Source organism: Stenotrophomonas sp. 71799_Sma (genome assembly GCF_056482505.1).
This window is the reverse complement of sequence record NZ_CM151202.1, coordinates 2714373-2736888: the sequence shown is the minus strand read 5'-3', so window position 1 is coordinate 2736888 and position 22516 is coordinate 2714373. Positions and strand designations below refer to the sequence as shown.

22 protein-coding genes are annotated in these 22516 nt (G+C 66.9%); 3 read left to right on the top strand and 19 right to left on the bottom strand.

Translation table 11 applies throughout. From position 1 onward, the window contains the following. Window positions 1-89 precede the first annotated feature (89 nt). The 6 genes from ACZK4Z_RS12665 to ACZK4Z_RS12640 form a co-directional block, all read right to left on the bottom strand. Window positions 90-1547, bottom strand: a complete 1458-nt coding sequence (locus ACZK4Z_RS12665) for an esterase-like activity of phytase family protein (protein WP_430372168.1) — start codon at window positions 1545-1547, stop codon at window positions 90-92. A 21-nt stretch (window positions 1548-1568) separates the two neighbouring features. Further along, window positions 1569-3887, bottom strand: a complete 2319-nt coding sequence (locus tag ACZK4Z_RS12660) for a TonB-dependent receptor (protein ID WP_430372166.1) — start codon at window positions 3885-3887, stop codon at window positions 1569-1571. Window positions 3888-4139: 252 nt separating this feature from the next. Next, window positions 4140-4523: a DUF2894 domain-containing protein gene (locus tag ACZK4Z_RS12655; RefSeq protein ID WP_049409407.1), complete on the bottom strand. Its 384-nt coding sequence runs from the start codon at window positions 4521-4523 to the stop codon at window positions 4140-4142. Further along, a complete protein-coding gene (locus ACZK4Z_RS12650; RefSeq protein WP_005409939.1) occupies window positions 4513-5151 on the bottom strand; it encodes an OmpA family protein in 639 nt (212 codons plus the stop codon). The genes ACZK4Z_RS12655 and ACZK4Z_RS12650 overlap by 11 nt, the downstream gene beginning before the upstream one ends. Continuing rightward, window positions 5148-7412 (bottom strand): DUF802 domain-containing protein, encoded by a 2265-nt coding sequence (locus tag ACZK4Z_RS12645; protein ID WP_430372164.1) that lies wholly within the window; start codon window positions 7410-7412, stop codon window positions 5148-5150. The genes ACZK4Z_RS12650 and ACZK4Z_RS12645 overlap by 4 nt, the downstream gene beginning before the upstream one ends. 10 nt (window positions 7413-7422) lie before the next feature. Continuing rightward, window positions 7423-8076 (bottom strand): DUF3348 family protein, encoded by a 654-nt coding sequence (locus ACZK4Z_RS12640; protein WP_019337835.1) that lies wholly within the window; start codon window positions 8074-8076, stop codon window positions 7423-7425. 146 nt (window positions 8077-8222) lie between these two features. Here ACZK4Z_RS12640 and ACZK4Z_RS12635 point away from each other — a divergent pair, with 146 nt between their 5' ends. Then, on the top strand, window positions 8223-9143 hold the full coding sequence (locus ACZK4Z_RS12635) for a M14 family metallopeptidase (protein WP_010485250.1): 921 nt from the start codon (window positions 8223-8225) through the stop codon (window positions 9141-9143). Here ACZK4Z_RS12635 and ACZK4Z_RS12630 read toward each other — a convergent pair. From ACZK4Z_RS12630 to ACZK4Z_RS12600, 7 genes are all read right to left on the bottom strand, one after another. Then, window positions 9047-10858, bottom strand: coding sequence for a phosphoethanolamine transferase (locus tag ACZK4Z_RS12630; RefSeq protein ID WP_430372162.1), 1812 nt, complete (start codon window positions 10856-10858; stop codon window positions 9047-9049). The two genes, ACZK4Z_RS12635 and ACZK4Z_RS12630, sit on opposite strands and share 97 nt — an antisense overlap. A 73-nt stretch (window positions 10859-10931) precedes the next feature. Beyond that, complete coding sequence (locus tag ACZK4Z_RS12625) at window positions 10932-11318, bottom strand: diacylglycerol kinase (protein WP_164191750.1); 387 nt, start codon at window positions 11316-11318, stop codon at window positions 10932-10934. A 59-nt stretch (window positions 11319-11377) separates the two neighbouring features. Beyond that, window positions 11378-12610, bottom strand: coding sequence for a HAMP domain-containing sensor histidine kinase (locus ACZK4Z_RS12620; RefSeq protein ID WP_430372160.1), 1233 nt, complete (start codon window positions 12608-12610; stop codon window positions 11378-11380). Further along, window positions 12607-13281 (bottom strand): response regulator transcription factor, encoded by a 675-nt coding sequence (locus tag ACZK4Z_RS12615; RefSeq protein ID WP_143994300.1) that lies wholly within the window; start codon window positions 13279-13281, stop codon window positions 12607-12609. Before ACZK4Z_RS12615 ends, ACZK4Z_RS12620 begins: the two co-directional genes overlap by 4 nt. Window positions 13282-13392: 111 nt before the next feature. Next, window positions 13393-13923: a Cif family virulence factor gene (locus ACZK4Z_RS12610; RefSeq protein ID WP_262102513.1), complete on the bottom strand. Its 531-nt coding sequence runs from the start codon at window positions 13921-13923 to the stop codon at window positions 13393-13395. Window positions 13924-13958: 35 nt separating this feature from the next. Continuing rightward, window positions 13959-14405: a YbbD-related protein gene (locus tag ACZK4Z_RS12605; RefSeq protein WP_478450854.1), complete on the bottom strand. Its 447-nt coding sequence runs from the start codon at window positions 14403-14405 to the stop codon at window positions 13959-13961. Continuing rightward, complete coding sequence (locus tag ACZK4Z_RS12600) at window positions 14398-14592, bottom strand: hypothetical protein (protein WP_049409423.1); 195 nt, start codon at window positions 14590-14592, stop codon at window positions 14398-14400. Before ACZK4Z_RS12600 ends, ACZK4Z_RS12605 begins: the two co-directional genes overlap by 8 nt. Window positions 14593-15085: 493 nt before the next feature. Between ACZK4Z_RS12600 and ACZK4Z_RS12595 the strand changes: the two genes are divergently transcribed. Next, on the top strand, window positions 15086-15403 hold the full coding sequence (locus ACZK4Z_RS12595; protein WP_430372157.1) for a hypothetical protein: 318 nt from the start codon (window positions 15086-15088) through the stop codon (window positions 15401-15403). Window positions 15404-15452: 49 nt separating this feature from the next. Here the strand turns inward: ACZK4Z_RS12595 and ACZK4Z_RS12590 are convergent, their stop codons facing one another. From ACZK4Z_RS12590 to ACZK4Z_RS12570, 5 genes are all read right to left on the bottom strand, one after another. After that, a complete protein-coding gene (locus ACZK4Z_RS12590; protein WP_233652744.1) occupies window positions 15453-15800 on the bottom strand; it encodes an RcnB family protein in 348 nt (115 codons plus the stop codon). A gap of 133 nt (window positions 15801-15933) precedes the next feature. Next, window positions 15934-17370: an efflux transporter outer membrane subunit gene (locus ACZK4Z_RS12585; RefSeq protein ID WP_197654698.1), complete on the bottom strand. Its 1437-nt coding sequence runs from the start codon at window positions 17368-17370 to the stop codon at window positions 15934-15936. After that, on the bottom strand, window positions 17367-18251 hold the full coding sequence (locus ACZK4Z_RS12580) for an HlyD family secretion protein (RefSeq protein WP_430372154.1): 885 nt from the start codon (window positions 18249-18251) through the stop codon (window positions 17367-17369). Before ACZK4Z_RS12580 ends, ACZK4Z_RS12585 begins: the two co-directional genes overlap by 4 nt. Before the next feature lies 1 nt (window position 18252). Beyond that, the gene (locus tag ACZK4Z_RS12575; RefSeq protein ID WP_019337823.1) at window positions 18253-18462 is read right to left on the bottom strand and encodes a DUF1656 domain-containing protein; all 210 of its coding nucleotides are present in this window, start codon (window positions 18460-18462) and stop codon (window positions 18253-18255) included. A gap of 4 nt (window positions 18463-18466) precedes the next feature. Next, complete coding sequence (locus tag ACZK4Z_RS12570) at window positions 18467-20428, bottom strand: FUSC family protein (protein ID WP_430372152.1); 1962 nt, start codon at window positions 20426-20428, stop codon at window positions 18467-18469. 79 nt (window positions 20429-20507) lie between these two features. Between ACZK4Z_RS12570 and ACZK4Z_RS12565 the strand changes: the two genes are divergently transcribed. Then, entirely contained in the window at window positions 20508-21302 is a 795-nt protein-coding gene (locus ACZK4Z_RS12565) for an AraC family transcriptional regulator (protein WP_329835622.1), read from the top strand. Window positions 21303-21337: 35 nt separating this feature from the next. Here ACZK4Z_RS12565 and ACZK4Z_RS12560 read toward each other — a convergent pair whose 3' ends face one another. Next, the gene (locus ACZK4Z_RS12560) at window positions 21338-22159 is read right to left on the bottom strand and encodes an alpha/beta fold hydrolase (protein ID WP_049480914.1); all 822 of its coding nucleotides are present in this window, start codon (window positions 22157-22159) and stop codon (window positions 21338-21340) included. Window positions 22160-22516 lie beyond the last annotated feature (357 nt).

The following is a 22516-nucleotide window of genomic DNA, read 5'->3' as shown; positions in this document are numbered from 1 at the left end:
TGCCTGAAGGAAAAGCAGCCGAGCATGGGCTCGGCCCTACAACAAACAGCGGGTTGATCCGGTAGCGGCGGGCCAAGCCCGGCGACGATTCAAGGCAGGGTCAGGCGGTACACCAGCACGCGGTTGTCGTTGTCGTACGGGGTGTCGCAGGCCTGGCCCTGCATGCGGCAGTGGCGGGCGATGAAGTCGTTGTCGTTGCCGATCAGCAGCAGTACGTCGTTCGGGTGCTGCGGGTCGAGCGCCGGCAGCACGTCCATGGCTTCCCACTTCTCTGACAGCAGTCCGGCATGTGGGCCGCGCTTTGTGTCCAGGTCCAGCCCGGCACGGGCCAACTGCGGGCGGTCCAGCAGGTTCAGCAGTTCGTCGCTGCGTGCTGGCATGATCTCCGGCTTCAGCGCGGTGTCGGTCGGGTCGGCCAGAACCGAGGCCGTGCCGGTTTCATAAGCACTTTCGGCCAGGTTGGTGGCATCGGCCACATCGACCAGCAGCACCGACTTGTAGACGATCGGGTCGTCGCCGTCCTTGCCCAGCCCGTTTCCGTCGCGGGCCAGCAGCAGAAAGCGATGGCCGTCCAGCGCGCGCAGCTCGCTCTGCGCCGCGGTTCGGTCCAGCTTGCCCTTGCCGTCGTGCGCGTAGGCAGGCAAAGCCATCACGTAATGGCCGATCGGCTGCTGTGGCGTTGGCGAGGCCGTCACGTCGTAGACCAGCACGCGGGTGTTGATGCGGCCCGCCGCGTTGCCCTGCGCGCTGTCCTGCAGCGTCGCGCTCTGCAGGACGACGAACAGGCGGCTGCCGTCGGGTGACAGGCCCATGCCTTCCACGCCCTGGTTGTTGCGTCGGCCGGTCTGCGGTGGCGCCAGCGAACCGAGCGCCGGCTTGCCGTCGCGCTGCGGACGGATCGCGGGCGGTGCCACGATCACACCCTGCACCTGGCCCTGCGCATCGAAGTAGTAGACGTTGGCGGTGTACTCGTCGCCGATATAGAAGTGGCCATCTGCGGTGAACTGCAGTGACTCAGCATCCAGCGAGACCTTGCCCGCTCCGGCGCCGCTGGCCGGCGAAGGCAGCACCATCTGGCGCCGGGTGACCGTGTGGTCGCCCGGGTCGGCACCGGTGAACGGCTGCCCGTTGAAATCCTTCAGTACCACACCCTTGTCGGGCGCCATCGTCAGCGTGCCAAGCTCGGGCTTTCCCGGGGAAACGTCGATGCGCAGCTGCATGCGCTCGACGCGGCCGGTGTAGTCGTAGAACAGGCCAGCCCCGGGATCGTTGCGGCCGCGGTCGGGCAGGGTCCACAACACGCCTTCGTAGCCGTTGGCAGTGCGCTTCCAGGTGCCGGGCTGCACCGCCAGCGACGAGAACGATCCCAGCGTGTCACCCAGGAAGTCCACCGTGCCCGCCGACAGCCGCCCGGCGGCGACCAGGCCTTTGTCCACATAGGTGCGACCGCCCAGCTGCAGGGTGCGCGGCGCTGCGCCCGTCGCCTCATGCGGAGCGGAGTATCCGCTGGCGGAGAGAGTGGCCAGCAGCAGGGCGGTCGTGAGCATCAGTGGACTCCGGGCGGTCAATCAGAAGCGAAGGTCGATCGTACCGAACACCTGGCGTGGTGCCGAGGCATGGAACACGTACAGTTTGCCGGCCGGGTCGCTCGGGGCGAATACGCTCGAATCCAGGTTGCTGGCATAGCGCTTGTTGGTCAGGTTGGTCACGTTGAACGACACGCGCACGCCCTTGGCGAAGCCGACCTGGCCGAAGTCATAGCCACCGGCCAGATCGAACACGGTAAAGCCGCCGAAGCCCTGGTCGTTGGTGTAGGTGTAGAAGCGTTCGCCGGTGTACTTGCCGCGCAGGCTGGCAAACCAGCCGTCGTCGCGCCAGGTGATCTCGGTGGCCAGCAGCTGCTTGGGCGTATCGGTCTGGATCTTGCCCTTGATCTGCTGCTCGACGCCCGCCTGCACGTAGTTGGACGCATAGGTCGAGCGGTTCAGCGAGGCCGAGGTGTACCAGCTGAAGTGCTCGTTCGGGGTCCACAGCACGGTCAGCTCGGCGCCGCGGCTGTCGACGCCGCCCACGTTGTAGAAGCGGTTGCCGCAGGTCGGGCCGACCGGCTGCCGCGAGTCGCAGGGGTTGTACTGCAGCAGGCGGTTGTCGAAGCGCACGCTGTAGGCCGCGACCGAGGCCTGCAGGGTATCGGTGACGAAGCGGTAGCCGGCCTCCAGCGAGCGGGATTCTTCCGGCTTCAGGTTGCCCTGCGCGTTCCAGGTGGCCTGGCTGACTGCCTGCGGGCCCAGCTTGAAGCCGCCCTGGAACATGGCGATGTTCTCGGCGTAGCTGGCGAAGATTTCGTGGTGCTCGGCCAAGCGGAAGTTGGCGCCGATGCTGGGCAGGAAGTTCTTGCTGGCCTTCAGTGAGCCGGTGGCGAACTGGTTGTTGGAGGTCGGCGAGATCGGCGCCTTCGCGTCGCCCGGCAGGGCCTGCGCATCGGAGGTGGCATGCGGGCTCTTGGCGCCGAACTCCAGTGTCAGGCGATCATCGAGCAGGCGCCAGGTGTCCTTCAGGAAGAACTGGTGGGTCTTCCAGCGCGTGCGCTGGGCGAACACACCGACATCGGAGGGCAGGGTGTTCATGCCACTCAGGTCGCGCGGGCCGTCCACGGCGGTCTGGTAGCGCTCGGCGCTGCTGGTGTTGCGCTCGTACCAGACGCCGCCCTCGATGCGGTGCGCGCCCAGTTCCCAATCGAACGACAGCGTGCCGCCATCGCGGTCGATGGTATAGATCGTGTTGCGGAAGATGATCGGGATTTCCTGCGCGGTCCCCTTGTTCGACCACGCGCCGCTGTTCCAGTTGTGGCCTTCGCCGCGGTCGTCGTGGTGGTAGGCCAGGGCACGCAGGCTGAAGCCATCGGCCAGGAAGAAATCGCCGGCCAGGTAGTACAGGTTGTCATCGCGCAGGATCTGCCCGGCGGTGAACGCACCGTCGGCATCCTTGTCCGGGCCGCTGCTGTCGCACTTCTTCGCGTTGAAGCTGGCGGTATTGCAGTAGGCCTTGGCCACGGCCTTGTTCCAGTCCGGCGCATAGCCGCCCCAGTCCCAGCCCAGCCCGCGCGACATCTCGTCCTTGGACAGGTAGAAGTAGTCCGCCTGGGTAGTGCGCGAGGTATCGACGAAGCCGGTGATCTGGCCGCGGCCGAAGTTCCACACGCCCTTGGCGTTGAACTGCTTGGTGGTGGATCTGTTGTAGGCGGTCTGGTCATTCCACAGATCGGAGACGGCATTCATGCCGGAGATATAGCCGGAGAAACCGTTGTACTCGCCGCTGTCCACACGGACGAAGGTGCGGCGGTTGGCATCGCTGCCGAAGGTCTGCACCACGCGGCCGCCGAGTTCCTGGGCCGGGCGGTCGGAGGTGTACGAGATGGTGCCACCGAGGTTGCTGGTGGACGGCGTGCCGAGGCTGCCGATACCCACGGCCAGTTCGGCGCCGGCCATGTTCTCGCTGATCAGCGCACGGTTGATGGTCAGGCCGTTGTAGTTGTTGTACGCGCCATCGCCCAGCGGCACGCCATCCAGCGTGTAGCCGAGGCGGGTGGAGTTGAAGCCACGCAGGCTGAGGGTCATCGACTGCTCGTTGGTGCCCAGCGCATCGGCCGACTGCGCGTTGACGCCCGGCAGCAGGTTCAGGGTCTTCTGCAGGCTGGTCCCCGGCGGCAGGATGTCGAGGTTCTCGCGGGTGATGCGCTGCACCTGGCGCGCTTCACCGCTGCCGATCACCGAAACCGCATCGAGGTCGGTGGCGGACGTGCCATGGGAGGTCGGGGCAGCATCCTGCGCCCAGGCCGCGGGAGCAAGCGCGATCGACAGCGCGGCGGCCAACAAAGTCTTCGTCATGTTGCAGACACTCAGGCAGGCACGAGCCACCGCGCTGGCGCGGAGCTCATGGAATTGAAAAGGGGAGACAAGCGATGCGACTGCAGGCGCTGCGGGCGCCGTGGGTCAACGTGAAAATGGTGCGCTAGACAGATGACTGTCTGGTGACATGTTCAGTCGTTGTGAGGGACTGACCTGTAGAGCCGAGCCCATGCTCGGCTGTTTCTGGCCGGAGCCGAGCATGGCTCGGCTCTACAATGGCACGCGACGGCACTACTCCTTCGGCGTCCGGCGCGGCTTGCGCGTGCGCTTCGGCTTTGCGGTGTCACCACTGCTCACGGCACCGTCCTGCAGCGCCTGCAGCCAGGACAGGGTGTCCACGTAGTCGATGAAATGGCGCAGGTAACCTGGGCTGGCGGCCTGCATCGTGTCCAGCATGCGCTGCACCAGCACCGCCGAGTTCAGCGGGCCGCCGTCAGCCGGCGCCTCGGCGCGCAGCGAGCGGCGCACCTGCAGTTCGCTGCGCAGTTCCGACCACTCGCGCTGTACCTGCTGCAGCATCGGCACCCGCGGGTAATGCGGCAGCGAGCGCGACCCCGCATCGAGGTCGCGCACCAGTGCGCGCAGTCCCTCCAGTGCGGGCGGCTTACTTGGCATCCGGGGCCTTGGGCTTGGGAATCGGCGCGATCTCCACGCGACGGTTGCGTGCGCGTCCTTCCTCATTGGCATTGGAACTGACCGGCTGCTCGCTGCCGAACGCGGCGGCGAACACGGCGTCAGCCGGTACGCCATCGGCAATCAGGGTACGGGTCACGGTCAGCGAACGTTGCGCGGACAGCTCCCAGTTGTCGGCGAAGCGGCGGTTGCCTTCGCGCACCGGCGCATCATCGGTGAAGCCGCTGACCATGAGGATTTCTTCGCGACTGCCCAGATAGGCGGCCAGCGGTGCCGCCAGGCTGCGCAGCAGCTCCTGGCCTTCCGGCTGCAGCTGGTCGGAGTTGAGCGCGAACAACACGCTGCCGCTGATGCCGATGCGGCCGTCAACCAGCGTCACGCGACCGGCAGCCAGCGGGCCAGCCAGTGCCTGTTCGAGCGTCTGCAGGCGCTTGGCTTCGGCCTGGCGCTGCTTCACTTCCTGGTCCAACCGCTGCGACAGCTCCAGCTGCACCGCGACCACACCCACCAGGATCAGCACGAACGCACCCAGCAGCACCGACATCAGGTCGCCGAAGGCGGCCCAGATCGGGGCGTGTGAGCCGCCATCGACCTCCAGCTCGTCGCTCATGCGCTGCCGGCCTTGCCGCGGCGCGTGGCCAGCTGCTGCAGTTCTTCCATCACCTGCTTCTGCGACAGCAGGCTGAGGTCGACCACCTCGCGCGCCTGTGCCACGTAGTAGGCCAGCTGCTCATCACTACGGGCCAGCGAGGCATCCAGTGCGCCGCCAATCTGTTCCAGGCGGCCGGACAGCTCGGTGGAGGCACTGCCGAACTGCGCGACCGCCTCACCAAAGGTGCTGGCCAACTGGCCCACTTCACCGGCGCTGCCGTTGAGCGCTGCGGCGATGCCGTCCAGCTTCCCGGTCTCGGCGGCGATATGGTCGGTGAAGCGGTTGCCGACGCGCTCCAGCAGCTCGGCCGAACCGCCGACCAGCGCGTCCACGGCGGTGCGCTGCTCGTGCGAGGCATGGTTGATCGCATCGAGCAGGGTCTGCACGGTGGCCATCAGGCGACCGCGTTCTTCCAGCATTGCGTTGTCACGCACCAGGCTTTCAGAGAGCGTGCTGCGCAGTTCGTTGATGACGTCGGCAGCCGCTTTTGGTGCCGCCGCCGCGGTCTGCAGCAGGGTGGACACTTCGGCCAACGTGGCGCTGGCCTGCGCGCGACCGTTCTCGCCGATCTGCTGCGCGGTCGCCGCCAGCGTCTCGCAGACATGCTGCTGCTGCGCAGCCAGGCGCTCGCCGTTGGCCCGCAGGCGCTCGGCCAGGTCGGTGGAAACGTGCTGCAAGGCATCGCTCCAGCGCTGCAGGCGCTGTTCGTCGCCGGCCTGCAGCTGCGCATGCAGCGCGGCGTGGGCTTGCTGCAGTTCGGCGCTGACCGCGTCCCAGCGCGCCTGGCGCTGCTGTTCGCGAGTGTCCAGGCAGGCCTGCAGTTCGGCGTGCGCAGCTGCGGCGGCAGCCTGGGCGGCCTGCCACTGCTGCGAGCGCTGCTGTTCGTGGTCCTGCAGCAACGACTGGCTGGCGTCGTGACGCTGCTCCAGTGCCCGCAGCAATGCCTGCGCATGCTCGTCCAGCTGCTGGCCGGACGCCAGCAGCGCCTGCTGCTGGCGCTCGACCAGCGCGCTGTTCAGTGCCTGCTGCTGCTCGATGGCGGCGCGCCAGGCCTCGGCGTTGCCGTTGGCATCAACCTGCAGGCGCTCGCCGATGCGCGCGACCAGTGCTTCGGCCTGCGTGCCCTGGCCATCGCTGAAGGCCTGCAGGTGCTGGCGCAGATCGTCCACCAGGGCCTGCTGTGCCTGGCTCTGTTCACTCACCACCTTGGCCCAGCTGGCTTCGGTCGCAACGCGGCTGCGCTCGAAACCGTCGCTCAGGCCGGCCAGCTGCTGGTGCACGGCCTGCTCGACGCGGGCGTGCAGTGCTTCGCTGTGACGGGCCAGGCCAGCCAGCGTGGTCTCGGCCATCGGCTGCAGCGCACCGCCGATGGCGGCGGCGCTGGCTTCGGCGCCTTCGCGCAGCGACTGCTGCAGCGAGACCGCCAGACGCTCCTGCAGCGCCTGGCTCTGGGTCAGGAATTCGGCCTGGCCGGCCAGCAGGCGCTCGTTGGCGGCCGTGCTGTGCTGTTCAAAGGTCTGTGTCATCGCCTGCAGGCGGTCGACCAGTGCCGGCAGCGCGGCGGACTGTGCCTGCAGCAGGCGCAGCGACTCGGCGCGCTGCCAGGCCTGCGAGTAGGGATGCAGGTCGCCTGCAATGGCCCGGTCCAGCTGCTGCACGGCCTGCAGCCGATCCCGACGCAGCAGCGCCGCCAGCAGGCCGAGCATGGCCGAGCTGGCCACACCGGCGATCGAGGTACCGAATGCCACCGCCAGGCCCTGCACCGGCGAGGCCAGCGAGCCGCGGATGGCGGCCATGTCGGTCGCGCTCTGCAGGGCCAGTCCGGTGCCACGCAGCGTGTCCATCATGCCCAGCAGGGTACCGAGCATGCCCAGCAGCACCAGCAGGCCGACCAGATACGGGGTCAGCACCGGTGCGGGCAGGGCGGTGCGCTCGCCCTCCACGCGCAGGCGCACGGCGTTGCGCAGGCCTACCGGCACGCGCTCCAGCCAGGGGGCGAGGCTTTCCTTCGCGCTGGACAGGTCGTTCAGTGCGGCGCGCAGGCCGTTGCTGGCCTGGCGGTAGCGGTACAGCTCCACGCCACCGGCGATGTAGCAGGCCGCGATGATCGCCGCCACCGCTGCACCCAGCGGATGCACCGAAACGTAGCCAATGCCGATCCAGCACACGGCCAGCAGGCCGACAAGGAAGACAACGACATGGAAAGCAGTTCTGGACATGGTGTTCCGGTCAGTGGGAGCGCAGGGCGTCTTGCAGCCCTTCGATCGGGTGGAAGCGCAGCTGCAGCTCGGCGAGCAGCAGCGTGCGCATGTCATGGCGGAAGGCTGTGCGCCAGCCGGGCTGGCCGTGCACGCGTTCAAATCGGGCGCCGAGCACAGCCGGCGCAGTGGCCAGCAGGCTGTGCTCGCGCGGGGTGAGGGTCTGTTCCATCACCGCATCGACCTCGGCCAGCCGCGCCAGCTCGGGCGAAACCTGCACCAGCTGGTCGCGCAGGCGGCCGCGCAGGCGGCCCGTGGCGGTCTGGATGGCCTGCTGCAGTACCCGGTAGCGCTGGCGCAGCGAGGCGAAGTTGGGTGCGGCGGCAGCTTCGGCCAGGTCCAGCAGGCGCTCGGCCTCGGCATCCTCGCGGATCGAGGCCAGCAGGCTGGCGTGCGCCTGGGCGCAGTCGGCCAGTACATCCTCGACCGCTTCGGCGGCTTCACCGGGCTCGGGCAGGCGTCCGCCGAGCGCCCCGGACAGGGCCACGGCACGGCTCCAGTCCACCCACTGGCCGAGGCGATCGGTCAGGGCGGGACTGGTGGCCGGCATCGCGCCGTCGCTGAGACGGGCGAGCAGGCGGAGGAACTCCGGTCCACCCAGGACCGGCTGCGCTGCGTTCGCCATCAAGGGGTGAGGGGCCAAAAACCATTGATTTTACAACCAGATGACCCCGGCTGGATGAAGGCGGGGCGGGGCGGGGGCGCCCGCAGGCGCGACAAGGCTTAGAATGTCCGGCTGCACCCATCCCGTTCGACCCCTGGAGTTCCCCAATGACCGTTGCGCAGTTCTACCCGATCGGCACCCCCGGACAGCCCTGGGGCGACGCGGAACGCGCACAGTGGCGGGCCCGCCAGCAGCGCCGGCGCAGCTACCACGACGACGTGGTGGCCGCGCTCGAGCGCCTGGACGACAGCTTCGATGTGATCCAGTACGGCCAGCTGGACTATGCACCGGACCATTACCCGCTGTTCGCCGTGGTCAACCACGACTGGAACCCGGCGCTGCCGACCGCGCTGATCACCGGTGGCGTGCATGGCTACGAGACCAGCGGCGTGCACGGTGCCCTGCAGTTCCTGGAGCAGCAGGCGGAGCGTTACCTGGGCCGGCTGAACCTGATCGTGGCGCCGTGCGTCAGCCCGTGGGGCTACGAGCGCATCCAGCGCTGGAACCCGGACGCCATCGACCCCAACCGCAGCTTCCGTGACGGCGGCCAGATCGTGGAAGCCGCCGCCCTGATGGCCTGGGTGGCCGAGCGCAAGCCGAACCTGCTGGTGCACCTGGACCTGCACGAGACCACCGACAGCGACCTGCACGAGTTCGATCCGGCGCGTTGTGCCCGCGACGGCAAGCCATTCGAGCGCGACACCATTCCGGATGGTTTCTACGTGATCGGCAACAGCGAAGATCCGCAGGCCGAGTTCCAGAAGGCATTGATCACCGCCGTGGCCCCGGTCACCCATATCGCCCCGGCCGATGCCGAAGGCAACCTGGTCGGCCTGCCGCTGCAGTCGCCGGGCGTGGTCTGGGGTGAATCGCGTTCGATCGGCGCCTGCGCCGGCTTCACCGACGCGCGCTTTGCCACCACCACCGAGGTCTACCCGGACAGCCCGCGCACCAACCCGCAGGAATGCAACGACGCCCAGGTGGCGGCGGTGTGTGCGGGCCTGGATTTCGCCCTGGCGGCGCAGTAGCGCGCCACGTTCCGGGCAGCGACCGGCATCAGCCGGCGCCTTTCCTTGGCCGGTGAGGTGGCCACAGCCGGCGAAGCCGACGCGCGGCAACCTGCGAACACATCCAGATCGTGCTGGTACACCCCGCTGTTGACCGCGAACAGGCCCAGCAGCGAGTGGAAGAGGTTGTCGTGGCTGTGCGCCCGGTGCAGGGCATTCTGGTGCAGGCAGGCCAGGTCCAGGCCTGCGTTGCGGCTGAATTCCGGTGAGAACCACATCACCATCGGCACCTGGGTCTGCTCGCGCGGGGCGATGAAGTAGGGCGTGCCGTGCAGGTACATCCCGCGTTCGCCCAGCGACTCGCCATGGTCGGACACATAGATCAGTGCGACATCACGCTGGTCCGCATAGCCCTGCAGCAGGTCGATGGCCTTGCCCAGCAGGTGGTCGGTGTGGACCAGAGTGTTGTCGTAGGTGTTGACCAGCGCCTCATTGCTGCAATGCTGGATCTGGTTGCTGTCGCAGGTGGGGCTGAAAACCCGCGACGCTGCGGGATACCGTTCAAAGTAGGTCGGCCCATGACTGCCGAGCTTATGCAGCACGATCAGGGCGTCGCCGTTGATGGCATCGATGCGTGCGCCCAACTGGTGCAGCAGCACGTCGTCGTAGCAGGTGCCGTCGGCGTTGACGCACTGGCCGGCCACCTTCAGCGCAGGCATGTCCTCGGTCGGTACGCGTTCGCACACGCCCTTGCAGCCGCCGTTGTTGTTGTTGCGCCAGAGCACGCGGATGCCGGTGCGCTGCAGGATGTCGAGCACGTTTTCCTCGGTTGCGGCGCGCACGTCGTCGTACTGGCCTCGGGTCATCTGCGAGAACATGCACGGCACCGAGATGGCCGTGGCGGTCCCGCATGAGGAGACATCATTGAAGCTGATGACGCCTTCCTTGCGCGAGAGCCGGGGATTGGTCGCGCGTGGGTAGCCGTTGAGCTGGAAGTTCTGTGATCGCGCGGTCTCGCCGACGACCAGGATCACCAGCTTCGGGCGCGGGCCCGGCGCGCGCCGTGCGTCCATGCCAATCGCGCGCAGCGGTTGCTGGCGGGTGCTGTAGAGGCTCTTCAGGTAACCGTGGGTATGCCGCACCACGTTCAACGGCAGCACCTGGTCGCGGATGTAGCGGTTGTTGCGAAGCAATGACGAATAGTCCTTGTAGAACGCAAAGCCGATCGCCAGCAGCACCATCATGGATACCAGGACGTTGACTGGCCACACCAGGAACGAACGTATCGAGCCCGCCCCGCTGGCGGTGCGCATCAGGACCAGCCCGGTCGCGGGCAGCCCGCCCAGCGCCAGCAGGGTCAACAGCAGTGGCAGCGACAGATAGGCGTTCAGTTCAGCCTGGTTGGTCTCGAACACGTTCTGCACCATGCTGCGATCGATCAGCACGTTGTAGTGCAGCATGAAGTAGCTGCAGGCGGCGCTGACGACAACGAGCAGCACCAGCAGCGGCCTGCGCAGGAACGGCAGTGCCAGCAGTGGCGTCAGCAGCAGGTTGAACAGGCAGAAAAGCACCACCGGCAAGCTGGCCAGGAACAGCACGCTGCGCAGGCTGTTGAGGTCGATCAGCCCCCACAGCGTCTTCCAGAGGGCGATGTTTCCAATCGTGGTGAAGAACAGTGCGGTGGCCCAGACCAGAACGATCGGATGGGGCCGTGGAAAACGGCGGCGTTGACGCACGAGCAGGTTCCGTGGAGCGGGAGTGCGCGCAGTATCGAAACTGCTTTATCAGGAAGTTGTCAGGTTGGGCGGACTAGCCCAGCAGGATCACGCCCCACACCGCGCCCACCATCAACAGTGCGGTGGTCTGCGCGGCGCTGCCCATGTCCTTGGCGTTCTTGGACAGTGGATGCCGTTCCAGTGAGATGCGATCGACCACTGCTTCGATCGCCGAGTTGAGCAGTTCCACCAGCAGGCTGATGAAGCAGACCGCCAGCACCAGCGCCCGTTCGAGCTTGCTGATGTCCAGCACGAACGCTGCAATGATCAACAGCGCGTGCAGAAGCAGCAGTTGGCGAAAGGCCGCCTCGCCGCGGAAGGTGGCGATGAAACCATCGCGCGAATGGATGAGGGTGTGGAAGATGCGGCTCAGGCCGCTCTTGCCGTGCGGGTACTTGCCGCTGTCCTTGGGGTGCTGCATGCCGTTTCCGCCGTGAAGTGAGCAATCCCCAGCATGTGCAGGTGCGCGTCAGGAAACCGTCAGATGGGCCACTCCAGGCTGAACCGGCAGCCCTGCTGCGAGGAACGCACCGTCATCCTCCAACCCAGGTGCTCGACGATGCGCTGCACGATGGACAGCCCCAGTCCCTCGCCACTGTGCGGGCTGCCGGGCACGAAGCGCTGGAACTGCTGTGGGTCGATACTGGAGGGCAGGCCGGGTCCGGTGTCGGCGAAGGTGAGTGCGGTGTCGTGGAGGGTGATCCTCACTTCGCCCCTTTCGGTGTACTGGCAGGCGTTGCGCAGCAGGTTCCAGATCACGCTGTGCGCCAGATCTGCGTTGGTGTGCAGCACGGCGTCATGCCGGGCATCAAGCGCAACGATCACCGGCTTGCCGGAAATCCACGGCTGGCAGCGCTCCATGCAGGATTCGATCAGCGGGCGCAGGGCCACCTTGTTGCGCGGCACGGTACTGGGGGCGCGTGAGAGCAGCAGCAGGCAGGTCAGCTGGCGCTGCATCTCCTGGGTGGTGCGCAGGATGCGCTCCGCGCTGGGAACCAGGTGGCTGTCGGCCGGAAGCTGGCAGGCGAGCGTCTCCGCAGCGCCGCCGATGATGGCCAGCGGCGTGCGCAGCTCGTGGCTGGCATCGCCGCTGAAGCACTGTTCGCGATGCAGGAACCGTTCGAGCTCGTCACTGTGTCGGGCGAAGGCGCGGGCGAGTACACCGATCTCATCGCGCGCGTCCTGGTAGGGAAAAGGCTTCTGGCCGTCCTGCACCGCGTCCGCCAATCGCGTGATGGGTGCGATGACGTGCGTCGCTACCTTGCGGCCGATCAGGAAGGCGCCGAGCACGCAGATCGAAATGACCAGTGCCGCAAAGGCGTTGATCAGGTGTTCCAGATAGCCATAGTGCGCCGCATCCTGCAGCAGGTAGTAGCGCTGGTCGCCGTTGTTGAAGACGCTCAGGTGCCACTCGTTGGGCGCCTCTTCGCCGTGATGGCCCGGGCCGTACTGGCGCAGCACGACAGGCGCGTCATGGGCATCGAACAGCTGGGTCCCCGGTGGCAGGGCGGGGCGTTGGCCACGAGCCAGCGCGGCCTGCAGCCTTTCCACTTCACCGTGCTGGGTCCGCGCGACGACAGACGCCCGGACCTGGTCGTAGTCGACCTGTTCGGCCAGAACGATGAAACCCATGGCACCGGCCATCAACAGCACGAACGAGATCGTGATGCGGGCACGCAAGCTCAGGCGGCGGTAGAGGGAGGCAGGGCTCACGCCTGCATGCGCCAGCCGACGCTGTGCACCGTGGTGATCAGCGCGGCGTCGAAGCTGCGGTCCACCTGCAGGCGCAGCTCATGGATGTGTGTTCGCAGCGCGCCGCTGTCCGGTGGCTCGTCGCCCCAGACCAGGTATTCCATCTCCTGCTTGCGGACCACAGCGGGCGCCGCGCGCACCAGGCACATCAGCAGCTTGTGCGACGTGGGTGTCAGCGCAATGCGGCGGCCTTGCCGCCAGGCCTGCGGCGAGCGCGTGTCCACCTGCAGATCCTTCCACGCCAGCACGCTCTGGACCTGGCGGCCCTGGGCGCGTCGTACCAGGGCCTTGATCCGCGCATCCAGTTCCGTCAGCGAGAACGGTTTGACCAGGTAGTCATCCGCGCCCAGGGCCAGGCCCTGCACGCGGTCTTCGACCGGATCGCGCGCGGTCAGCATCAGGATCGGTACAGGGTTCTGGAACTCCTGGCGCAGCTTCTGGCACAGCGTCATGCCGTCCAGCCGCGGCAGCATCAGGTCCAGCAGGATGGCGTCGTAGTCGTGCTGCGTGGCCCGGCGCAGTCCGCTGGCGCCGTCGCGGGCGTCGTCCAGGACGTAGCCCAGCGGTTCAAAGAAGGCATACAGATTGGCAACCAGCTCGGGGTTGTCTTCGATGATCAGCAGGCGGGTCATGGCGTGCGTCCTTGCGCGTGGCCGAACTCTGCCCGATCTCTTGCCGGATGCCAATGCCCTGGCTGAATGGATCGCAATCGGCAATCGGCGCTCAGCGTCCTCAAGCGACGTTCAATCGGCCGGGCTGCGTGAGTCGCGGATCGAATAGATCACCGAAAAGATCTTCCAGCCCTGTTCGGTGCGGACCAGCTGCCACATTTCCTTGCCCCAGTTGGTCTTCCCCCCATCGTCGTGGAAGCTGTAGTCGAACGACACCGAGGCCACGTCGCCGTCTGTCTCGATCTTCGTGTTGGAGAACTTCTCCTCCTTCGGCTTCGGCGAGGCCACCGCTCCATCGATCAGCGCGATGAAGTTGTTGGCGGGAATCTGCCGCGCCTTGATCGCATCGGGCTTGGCCTTGCGGATGTCCTGCAGGCGCACGTCCTCGGAAACATACTGCCAGCCGATGTCTTCCGGCTTGTCCGAAAAGAACAGGTCCATGTAGGTCGGCTTGTCCTTGTTGATCAGCGAGGTCCGGAAGGATTCGACAACCTGTTCGATCGCTTCGATGTCGGCGGGGGCGTTCTGCGCGGCGTAGGCCGGCAGGCACCCCGCGAAAGAGAGGGCGAGGGCGACGAAGCGTGCACGCGCGTTGGGCATCATGGGTTCCTGAGAAGAGGGGCGACGGTGCGGGCGCATCACCGTGCGTAGGTTCGCCAGAAGAGCACGCGGTCTTCGGTCCTGTTGATGGCGACGAAGACCGATTTTCCGGATTCAGGTGCGCAGCGAAAGACGCGGTACGACGCGCTGAGCGTCGCGTCGCCAGGCCACCAGTGTCGATTGAACGCAACAGGATCGCGGTCGTTGAATGTGGTTGCCTGGCAATCCGCAGGCAGCTGCAGTGGTATCGCAGGGGGCTTGGTGAAGGCCAGCGCGCTGGTGTTCGAGTCGAGCTCGTGTACCTCGCGCAGGTCGGTCGCCTCGTGGGGTACCCAATCGGGAATCCATCCCTTGTTCACCATGTCGGCGTCAAGCGCCTCGCACAGAGTGTCGAACGAACTGTCCATCACCAGTCCGCAGGCGCCGAGCGCGCTACAGAATGTCACGACGATGGCGCGCCTGGCCATTCCGGCGGGGCTAGTCATCGTCGTCCTCTTCTCCGGAAAGCAGCCTACCCAGTTCTTCCGGTGGCAAGCGCTTGAGCCGCGCTTCCAGTTTCCGATCGTACGGCCGGTCGTTGGGTTCGGTATGGCGCTGCGCCTTGCGCGCGTACTGCTGCATGAACAGGCCGATCTCCTGCGCGATCCTGTCCTTCCGGCGCTTGCCTGCCATCGACGGGCGTCCCTGTGTTCATCCTGAATCATCGGTCGGCGCACGCTAGCACGGATGCCGGGCGCTGCAACAGGCCCGCTTGTCGAGGTTTGACGTTGAAGAAGGTCTGCGCGGATGATGCGCGGGCGCGAGGCGCAGGAGGGGGTCTGTCAATGAGGACACTGATCGAGGGGCTTGCCGGCCCGTTCGTGGCGTACGTTGCCAGTTGCTCGGCGATCTCAGCGTGGCATTCCCACGCGCTTGCCTCGGTCTCGGTCGGGGCGAGCAGGGCCGAGGTACTGCGGGTGCCGGGGCACCCTGACGTTGTGGAGCACGCCGGTGCTCCCTTTACCCGCTATGCCAGCCGTGGATGCAGTGGTCGCTGTGCGCAGCGATGGTGGTATGAGAACCGGCTGCGCCTGGATACCCAAGCCTGGTCGGTAGAGCTGGATGCTTCCGATCGCGTGCTCGCAACGTCGCGCTGGACATCACCGTAGAAGACCGCGACGAGCGCATGCGTATCCATCGACCTTTCATCTTCATCGCAAGCCTGGCCCTGATGGCGTGGTGCGGGCTGATGGGCGTACTGGTGCTCATCCATGGCTTCAACGAGCACGGCCTGCGCTGCGGCAGGCTGTGCTCACTGGAGACCTCCATCCGCCTGCTCTTTGGTGATCGGGGATTCGAAATACTGGTGGCGATGGGGCTATTTGCCACAGCGCTGATGTGCGGGCATATCGCACTGCGGGAGGGCATGCATGCCGGGCGGCAGCGGAGGCATGTGGGGCGCGGTGGGCGCAAACACCGCCGACCGGAGCGACCCCGGTCGTAGGGTGTCTGCACCGGGGTAAATCGCTCCATGTGGGACGCTGCAGGTCGCTTCAGCGATGCAGGGCGTCGATGATCAGCCCGGTGGCGATCTCCACCAACAGGTACTCGTTGTCGGACTGGCGCACCCAGCGCCGGTCGCGGCCCGGCTCGCGCAGGTGATAGCGGGCGTAATCGTCTACCCAGTAGCGGCGGTCCACTTCGGCCCAGGGCAGGCGCTCGCCACGGCGCCAGGCCTTCTTCTGCCAACCCGGCGGCGGCGCATCGCGGTGGTGCGGGCCGCCTGCATGCGGCGGCGGGCCGTTGCCGCGGGCATGGTGCGGCGGATCGGCGAAGGCGGGCGCTACGGCGAGTGCTGCGGCTGAGCCCACGGCAATGGCAAGAAGACGTATGGATGTCATCGGGATGCCTCCGTCATGGCCGCGATATGCGGCGCTGTGAGCGCGAATATAGGGCAGGCCGTGTGAATGAATACGGATGTGGACAGGGCTTTCATGAACAGATCGGGTAGCGGCTGCTGCTGCGAAGACGACGTCAGCGGGCCGCACCAATGGCGACGGCCCCTGCAGCCCAACCGCCACCCAGTGACAGGAACACATCCATCTGACGGTCGACCCGCTCCGCGCGGGAGGCCGCCAGTGCGGACTCCGCATCTGCCAGCGCGGCCTGGGCCGAAAGCACGTCGAGAAAATCGATCCTGCCGAAGCGGTAAAGCTGCTGTGCCTGTCCGGCTGCGCGCGCCGCGTCCCCGCGCGCCTGCGCCAGGCTGCGCTCGCGTTCAAGCTCCTGCGTGCAGGCAGAAAGCGCGGTCTCGGTCTGGCGCAGTGCCTGCAGCACGATGCCATCAAAGGAAGCAAGAGCGGCATCCACATTGGCGCCGGCCGCCGCGATGCGGGCCTTGGCCACGCGGCGGTTGGGCCAGTGCCATGAGAGCAGCGGCCCGACGCTCGCCCCGAAACCGTCGGCCGAAAGCAGCTGCCCTCGCGTGCCTGCTGTGCCCAGGGATGCGCCCAGGGTGACCCGCGGATAAAGTTCCGCGGTCTCTACGCCGATCATCGCCGTGGCCGCGGCAAGGCTCCGCTCGGCGGCACGTATGTCAGGGCGCCGCTGGAGCAGCTGCCAGCCCTCACCGACCGGCAGCGCCTGCTCCAGCTCCGGGGGGCGCGGGCACGCTTCCGCCTCCCTCGGATAGTCTGCCGGCACCCTGCCCATCAATGCGGCCAGTTCGAACAGTGCGGCCTGACGTTCGGCCAGCAGGTGCGGTATCCCCGCCGCGCTGCGGTTGACGGCGGCACCGGCACGGCTGACATCGAAGTCCGTTCCTCGACCGCCTGCGGCGAGGCGGCGGGTTGCCTCCAGCGTGGCGTGCTGGATCGCCAGCACCTGCCGGGTTGCGGCGAGCGTGTGATTGCGGGTGCACACCTGGAGATAGGCACGCGTGACGGCAGCAGCGACGACCACGCGGACCTGGTCGCGTGCCGCAGCGACGGCCTCGGCGTCCGCGTTGGCGGCTTCGATGCCGCGGCGGATGCCGCCTGCAAGATCCAGTGGATAGGAGAGGTGAAGGCCCAGCGCATACGACTGCGGCGCGGCCGACGCTTGGGCGTAACCACCTGTATGGGTGAGCGTGCCCGATGCATCCACGTCGGCTTGCACGGCACCGCGCGCGCGGTACTCCAGCACGGTTGCGCTGGCGCGCCGAAGGTTGGCATCGGCGGCGCGCAGGTCGGTATTGGCCGCCAGTGCTTCGCGTACGTAGGCGTCAAGCCGGCGGTCGCCATACAGGTGCCACCATTGATCTGGTGGCGCGTCCTGGCTGAACGATGCCTCCTGGCCCGAGACGAACGCCCGCGCCACCTGGGGGGAGGCCGCGACCGCATTCGCAGGCAGGTGATAGTCGGGGCCGGATACGCAGGCCGTCATGGGCAGCAGCAGGGCAAGCAGCCCACCGCGTAGTGTTCGCACGCTCACTTGCAGGCTCCCGGTGCCGAGGGTGTGATGGTCACACTCGCAGTGCGACCCACGATCAGGCGGGTATGCGACGGCGCATCATCGATGCGGATGCGTACCGGGATGCGCTGCGCCAGCCTCACCCAGGTATAAGTTGGCGCCACGGCGGGCAGCAGGTTGTGTGTGCTTGAGCGCTGATCGTCGGCAATGCCGGCGGCGATGGTATCCACGTGTCCGCGGACGTCGTGGTTGTCGCCCATCAGCCGGGCCACGGCGGCATCGCCCTCGGTGATGCAGGCCAGTTTGGTTTCCTCGAAGTAGCCCTCGATACGCAGGCTGCCGGTGTCGATCAGCGCCAGTGCCTGCGCACCGGGTTGCAGGTAGTCGCCCGCGTGCAGGTCGAGGTTGGTGATGATGCCATCGGTGGTTGCGCGCACCTCGGTGCGTTGCACGTTGAGCTGGGCAACGCGCTGTTCGGCCCGTGCCTGCGCCAGCGCGGCCAGCTCGGTATCGACCTTGGCGGCATTGCGTTCGCGGGTTTCCGAAGCGACCAGGTTGCCAAGTGCGTTGTCCCGCGCCGATTCGCGGCGGGCCAGCGCCAGCGTGGCATGCGCGCTCCTGACCGCCGCGTCTGCCTTCTCCAGCGTGGCGGCGAAGCGTGGCTGATCGAGCACCAGCAGCAGCTGGCCGGCACTGACCCGCTGGTTGTCGTGCACCAGCACCTGGGTGACCAGCCCCCCCATGTCCGACGCAACGCGCACCACATCGGCGCGCACCCGCCCATCCCGCGTCCACGGGCGCATTTCGTAACGATTCCAGAGGGAGAGCGCGGCAATGGCGGCAAGCGCACACACGCCCAGCGTTGCGCTCCAGCGCCCGATGACAGCAAGCAGGTCTTTCATTTCATTTCTCGAGCAGGGGCGAGAGCCGGATCATCAGCTCCGCCAGGATCACGAACAGGGACAGGCCCACCAGCGGCCGCGCGGCGAACAGCCGGTACAGACCGAGGCTGGCGAGCAGGCGTGAAGTCAGTATCGACAGCGCCAAGGCGGCAGCGGCCACGGCGAGCAGGCCGGGAATGAGCACGCCATCAATGGAAAGATCAGAGAGCATGCGGTCAGTGCCGATGGGTGAGCGGTGAGGCCAGCAGGTCGCGGCGCAACCCGCTGAGCAGGTGCAGCAGATTCCCTCGATCGGCCTCGGCGATGGCTGTTGCGGCCTCGCGCATGCAGTCCAACAACTTCAGAAGATGGGCATCGACACTGCGTGGCGCGTGGGCGCGAACCCTGAAATGTGCGGCGACGCGTTCGACCAGCGCCGCGTGTAGCGCCCGAACGTGCGGGTTGTCCAGGTACTTGTCCAGTGTGCGGAGTTGGCTGGATGCATGTGCCGCACGAACGTCCGCAAACAATGCCCGCAGGTCGTGTGTTGCGCTGGAACGGCCCTGCAACCTTGGAGCGAGCAGCCCGATTCGATCCAGCATGCGGCTGAGCCAGGCGCGGGTCACATCACCTCGTCCGGCGGTGTGTCGTGCGATATCCCGACGGATCGAATGCTCCAACCGTGCGCGGTTGCGGCCCGCGTCGGCGGTCTGGAACAGCTGCATGCTGCACAGTGCCACCGTCGTACCCACGAACAGCGCAACGCTGTTGTTGAGTGCGCCGACGATGTTGACCGAATTGGTCGCGCCCAGGCCTGCGATGATCGGGAAGGTCAGTACCACGCCCAGGGCGGCCATGATGAAGGGCGGCCGGGCCAGGAACGATCCGCACAGCAGCAGCACCGGCGCGAGCGCGGCAATCAGGCCGGTGATATCGGACAACGCGGGGAAGATCAGCAGACCGTAGAGCAGGCCGACGGCCACGCCGATGCACGATCCCACCAGGTAGCGCATGACATGCGGTGCCGGCGCTTCGATCGTGCCGAACAGCACGCACGCCGTGCCGATGATGGACACCGCCGTGGCGCCCTCCGACCAGCCGGTAGCGATCCATAGAACGCAGCTCAGCAGGATGCCGACGAACGCGCCCAGCGCGCTGCGCAGGGCAAGCCGATGATCCCGGTGAAGTACCGCACCCTGCACATGTCGTGCAAGGCGGGCAGGTACATGCCGGCGCCAGTCGGGACGGGCAGTGTGCAGTTGCGCCTGCAGCACGCGGCAGTCGGCGTGGGCGAGGTCGAGCTCGGCCTGTTGCGCGGCGAGGCCGGCCTGCAGCAGATCGCGCCAGCCCGTTGCATCCATCGCGCCGGCCTGTGGTGAACGCAGTCGGTCGATGGAATCTTCCACCGCGCTGGACAGCATCAGGACGTCCAGCATCCGGTCGTGCAGGGCGCGCAGGATCTGCACCTGCGCCACGCCGTGGGCGCTGTCGTAGGGCAGGTGGATCGACAGCACATGCAGCTCGAGCAGGTCGGCGGCCACTTTCGAGCGGTCCGTCGCCAGTACCGTGTCCGATGCACCGGCGCGCATGTCCCGTGTCCATCGTTCCGCATCATCCAGCACGGCAGCAACCCGCGCGTGCACGCGCATCGAGACCCGGCGCGGCAGCACCAGCGCATGTACCAGCGTTGCAGCCAGGATGCCGATGGCGATTTCCTGCACCCGCGTGATGGCAATGGTGAACACGTCTCCCGGCACCATCACCGCAGGAAATCCAATCAGGCTGGTGGTATAGCCGGCCAGCAGGAACGCATAGGCACGTGGCGTGCGGTCGAGCATCGCCAGATACAGGCACAGCGCCATCCACGTGGCGAGTGCGGCGCTCAGCACCAAGGGGGCATTGGCGAAACGTGGCACCAGCACGACGGTGGCGACGGCCCCGCCCACGGTACCGAGCAGGCGGAACAGGCCGCGGCTGAGCGTTGCCCCGGAAAGGGGCTGTGACACCAGATAGACCGTGCCGATCACCCAGAACGGGCGATTCAGGCCGACCCTTAGAGAGACATACAGCCCCAGCGACGCGGCGAGCAGACATTTGAGCGAGAACAGCAGCGCTTCCTGATCGGTCCTGAGGGCAGGGTTTTTCAACCGGGCAAATGCCTGGCGCATGTAGGGGCGGAACGGGGTGGGGGAGTGCATGCGGCTCATGCTAGTGATCGGCCGCACTGGCGAATTTCGCTACAATGACAATCAATCGCTAAAACCGGCCAATGTGAGAATGGCTCGCATTTCGCTCCCCGGCTTTGACCTGGACCCGGACGAGACCGATCGCCCGGCGGTCGCCAGCCGCCTGCAGGTGGCCGAGCACGACGCGGAGATTCCCGTGCATGAGCACCGCAAGGGTCAGCTCATTCTTGCGCTGCATGGGGCGGTGACCTGCGAAGTGGCCAATGCGTTGTGGATCGTGCCGCCCCAGTGTGGTGTCTGGATTCCGGGTGGCATGCCGCACAGCAACCGCGCCACCGCCAACGCGCGCCTGTGCTACCTGTTCGTCGAGCCCGGCATCGTCGATCTGCCCATGCAATGCGTGACGCTGGCGATCTCCCCGATGCTGCGCGAGATGATCCTGCACCTGGCCGACGCGCCGCTGGACTACCCGCATGGCAGCCACACCGACCGGCTGGCGCGCGTGTTGCTGGACGAGCTGGTACAGATGCCGGCCGAGCACCTGTCGTTGCCGGTCAGCCATCACCCGAAGGTGCGTGCGCTGGCGGCGGCGCTGTCGGCGGATCCGGCAGACCGCAGCACCATCGGCCAGTGGGCCGTGCGCCTGGCCCTGGGCGAGCGCACGTTGACCCGGCTCATCGAACGGGAAACGGGCTTGTCCTTCGGGCGCTGGCGGCAGCAGCTGCACCTGCTCATCGCCATTCGTGAACTCGCCGCGGGTGCACCGGTACAACGCGTTTCCGAGACGCTGGGCTATGAGTCGGTGACGGCCTTCATCACGATGTTCAAGAAGGCGCTTGGCCTTTCCCCGACGCGGTACTTTGCGGTGCGCCTGCGCGGGCAGTAGTCGGGAACATCCCGGCAAGCCCTTGCCTGGAATGGCTAGTTCAAGGTGCCGGAGACCGATTGAATCGCGGTCACCACCGCAGCAGGATCCTCGCGCTGGAGGGTATGCCCGGTCGCCAGGTAGCGATGCGTGCCGCGCGTGAATCCCGAGAAGAGCAGGGCGTGCTGCGCCTTCCAGAGTGCCTTGCCCGCTGCGGTTTCTTCGAAGAACAGCGGTTCGGCAGCGAGCTGGGTTGCAGTCAGCAGCGCGACCGGCACGTCCGGCATTGAGCGCGGGGTCTGTGCACCGGGTGCATCCAGTTGTTCCGTCAGCACGGCATAGTCGGCGGCCATGGCCGGCGGCAGCATTGCCCGCAGCTGGGCATCGTCTGCCTGCACGCGGGCACTGTCGGCCTGCTTGAACGCATGGCGCTGACCCATCGTGGCCGGGTCCACCAGCACCAGGCCCTGCAGGCGCTCCGGATGGCGGCGTGCAAACTCCGTGGCCAGCAGGCCGCCATAGGAATGACCCACCAGCACCACGCGGCGACCGGGGGCGAGCGTATCGATCACGGCTGTGAGGTCGGCCAGATGCGCATCGATGCGCTTGGCGTGACCGTCGCTGCCGGACTTGCCGAGTCCTGCACGGGCGTAGGTGATGCTGTGGTAGTCGCGCCCCAGACCCGCAACCACCTCCTTCCAGGCGCCCGCGCCCTGCCCGAAACCGGATTCAAAGACCACAGCGATCGGGCCGGTCCCCGTCTCTTCGGCCTGCAGTGCGTAGGCGCCGCGATCCACCTGGATTTCGCCGGCGTGGACGGAGCCTGCTGCGGCCATCACCGCGGCCAGCACCCACATCGTCACTCGGCTGCTATTCATTGCCATTCCCCCTGGGCCGTGCCGCGTGCCAGCCCTTCCGATGGGTCAGGTATGCAGCGAAGTGCCACAGCCTGCCGACCTCGCGACAGGTCGTGCTGGTAATGTAGTGATGTATAACACCGACCCCCTGTGCAGGAAGTCATAGAGACGGGGGCGTAGACCGCTGAATGGCGTTGGATGCTTGAATCTGTGATCGGTTACGCGGCTCCACACTTGAACGTGCAAGCGTCCTCAACGATAAAGGCGGCATGTGGCACTGCCGCATACCGGACCAGGGACGATCCGAAGCATGACGCGGGGCACAGCTCCGCGTTCTCGTTCCCGCCGGCGCTGTGTTCGTCCAGGAAGGAGAACAGG

What these genes read in the sequence shown, in the direction of transcription:
- ACZK4Z_RS12665 (WP_430372168.1), bottom strand. Translation starts at nt 1,547, where the DNA reads ATGCTCACGACCGCCCTGCTGCTGGCCACTCTCTCCGCCAGCGGATAC.
- ACZK4Z_RS12660 (WP_430372166.1), bottom strand. Translation starts at nt 3,887, where the DNA reads ATGACGAAGACTTTGTTGGCCGCCGCGCTGTCGATCGCGCTTGCTCCC.
- ACZK4Z_RS12655 (WP_049409407.1), bottom strand. Translation starts at nt 4,523, where the DNA reads ATGCCAAGTAAGCCGCCCGCACTGGAGGGACTGCGCGCACTGGTGCGC.
- ACZK4Z_RS12650 (WP_005409939.1), bottom strand. Translation starts at nt 5,151, where the DNA reads ATGAGCGACGAGCTGGAGGTCGATGGCGGCTCACACGCCCCGATCTGG.
- ACZK4Z_RS12645 (WP_430372164.1), bottom strand. Translation starts at nt 7,412, where the DNA reads ATGTCCAGAACTGCTTTCCATGTCGTTGTCTTCCTTGTCGGCCTGCTG.
- ACZK4Z_RS12640 (WP_019337835.1), bottom strand. Translation starts at nt 8,076, where the DNA reads ATGGCGAACGCAGCGCAGCCGGTCCTGGGTGGACCGGAGTTCCTCCGC.
- ACZK4Z_RS12635 (WP_010485250.1), top strand. Translation starts at nt 8,223, where the DNA reads ATGACCGTTGCGCAGTTCTACCCGATCGGCACCCCCGGACAGCCCTGG.
- ACZK4Z_RS12625 (WP_164191750.1), bottom strand. Translation starts at nt 11,318, where the DNA reads ATGCAGCACCCCAAGGACAGCGGCAAGTACCCGCACGGCAAGAGCGGC.
- ACZK4Z_RS12615 (WP_143994300.1), bottom strand. Translation starts at nt 13,281, where the DNA reads ATGACCCGCCTGCTGATCATCGAAGACAACCCCGAGCTGGTTGCCAAT.
- ACZK4Z_RS12610 (WP_262102513.1), bottom strand. Translation starts at nt 13,923, where the DNA reads ATGATGCCCAACGCGCGTGCACGCTTCGTCGCCCTCGCCCTCTCTTTC.
- ACZK4Z_RS12605 (WP_478450854.1), bottom strand. Translation starts at nt 14,405, where the DNA reads ATGACTAGCCCCGCCGGAATGGCCAGGCGCGCCATCGTCGTGACATTC.
- ACZK4Z_RS12600 (WP_049409423.1), bottom strand. Translation starts at nt 14,592, where the DNA reads ATGGCAGGCAAGCGCCGGAAGGACAGGATCGCGCAGGAGATCGGCCTG.
- ACZK4Z_RS12595 (WP_430372157.1), top strand. Translation starts at nt 15,086, where the DNA reads ATGCGTATCCATCGACCTTTCATCTTCATCGCAAGCCTGGCCCTGATG.
- ACZK4Z_RS12590 (WP_233652744.1), bottom strand. Translation starts at nt 15,800, where the DNA reads ATGACATCCATACGTCTTCTTGCCATTGCCGTGGGCTCAGCCGCAGCA.
- ACZK4Z_RS12580 (WP_430372154.1), bottom strand. Translation starts at nt 18,251, where the DNA reads ATGAAAGACCTGCTTGCTGTCATCGGGCGCTGGAGCGCAACGCTGGGC.
- ACZK4Z_RS12575 (WP_019337823.1), bottom strand. Translation starts at nt 18,462, where the DNA reads ATGCTCTCTGATCTTTCCATTGATGGCGTGCTCATTCCCGGCCTGCTC.
- ACZK4Z_RS12570 (WP_430372152.1), bottom strand. Translation starts at nt 20,428, where the DNA reads ATGCACTCCCCCACCCCGTTCCGCCCCTACATGCGCCAGGCATTTGCC.
- ACZK4Z_RS12565 (WP_329835622.1), top strand. Translation starts at nt 20,508, where the DNA reads ATGGCTCGCATTTCGCTCCCCGGCTTTGACCTGGACCCGGACGAGACC.
- ACZK4Z_RS12560 (WP_049480914.1), bottom strand. Translation starts at nt 22,159, where the DNA reads ATGAATAGCAGCCGAGTGACGATGTGGGTGCTGGCCGCGGTGATGGCC.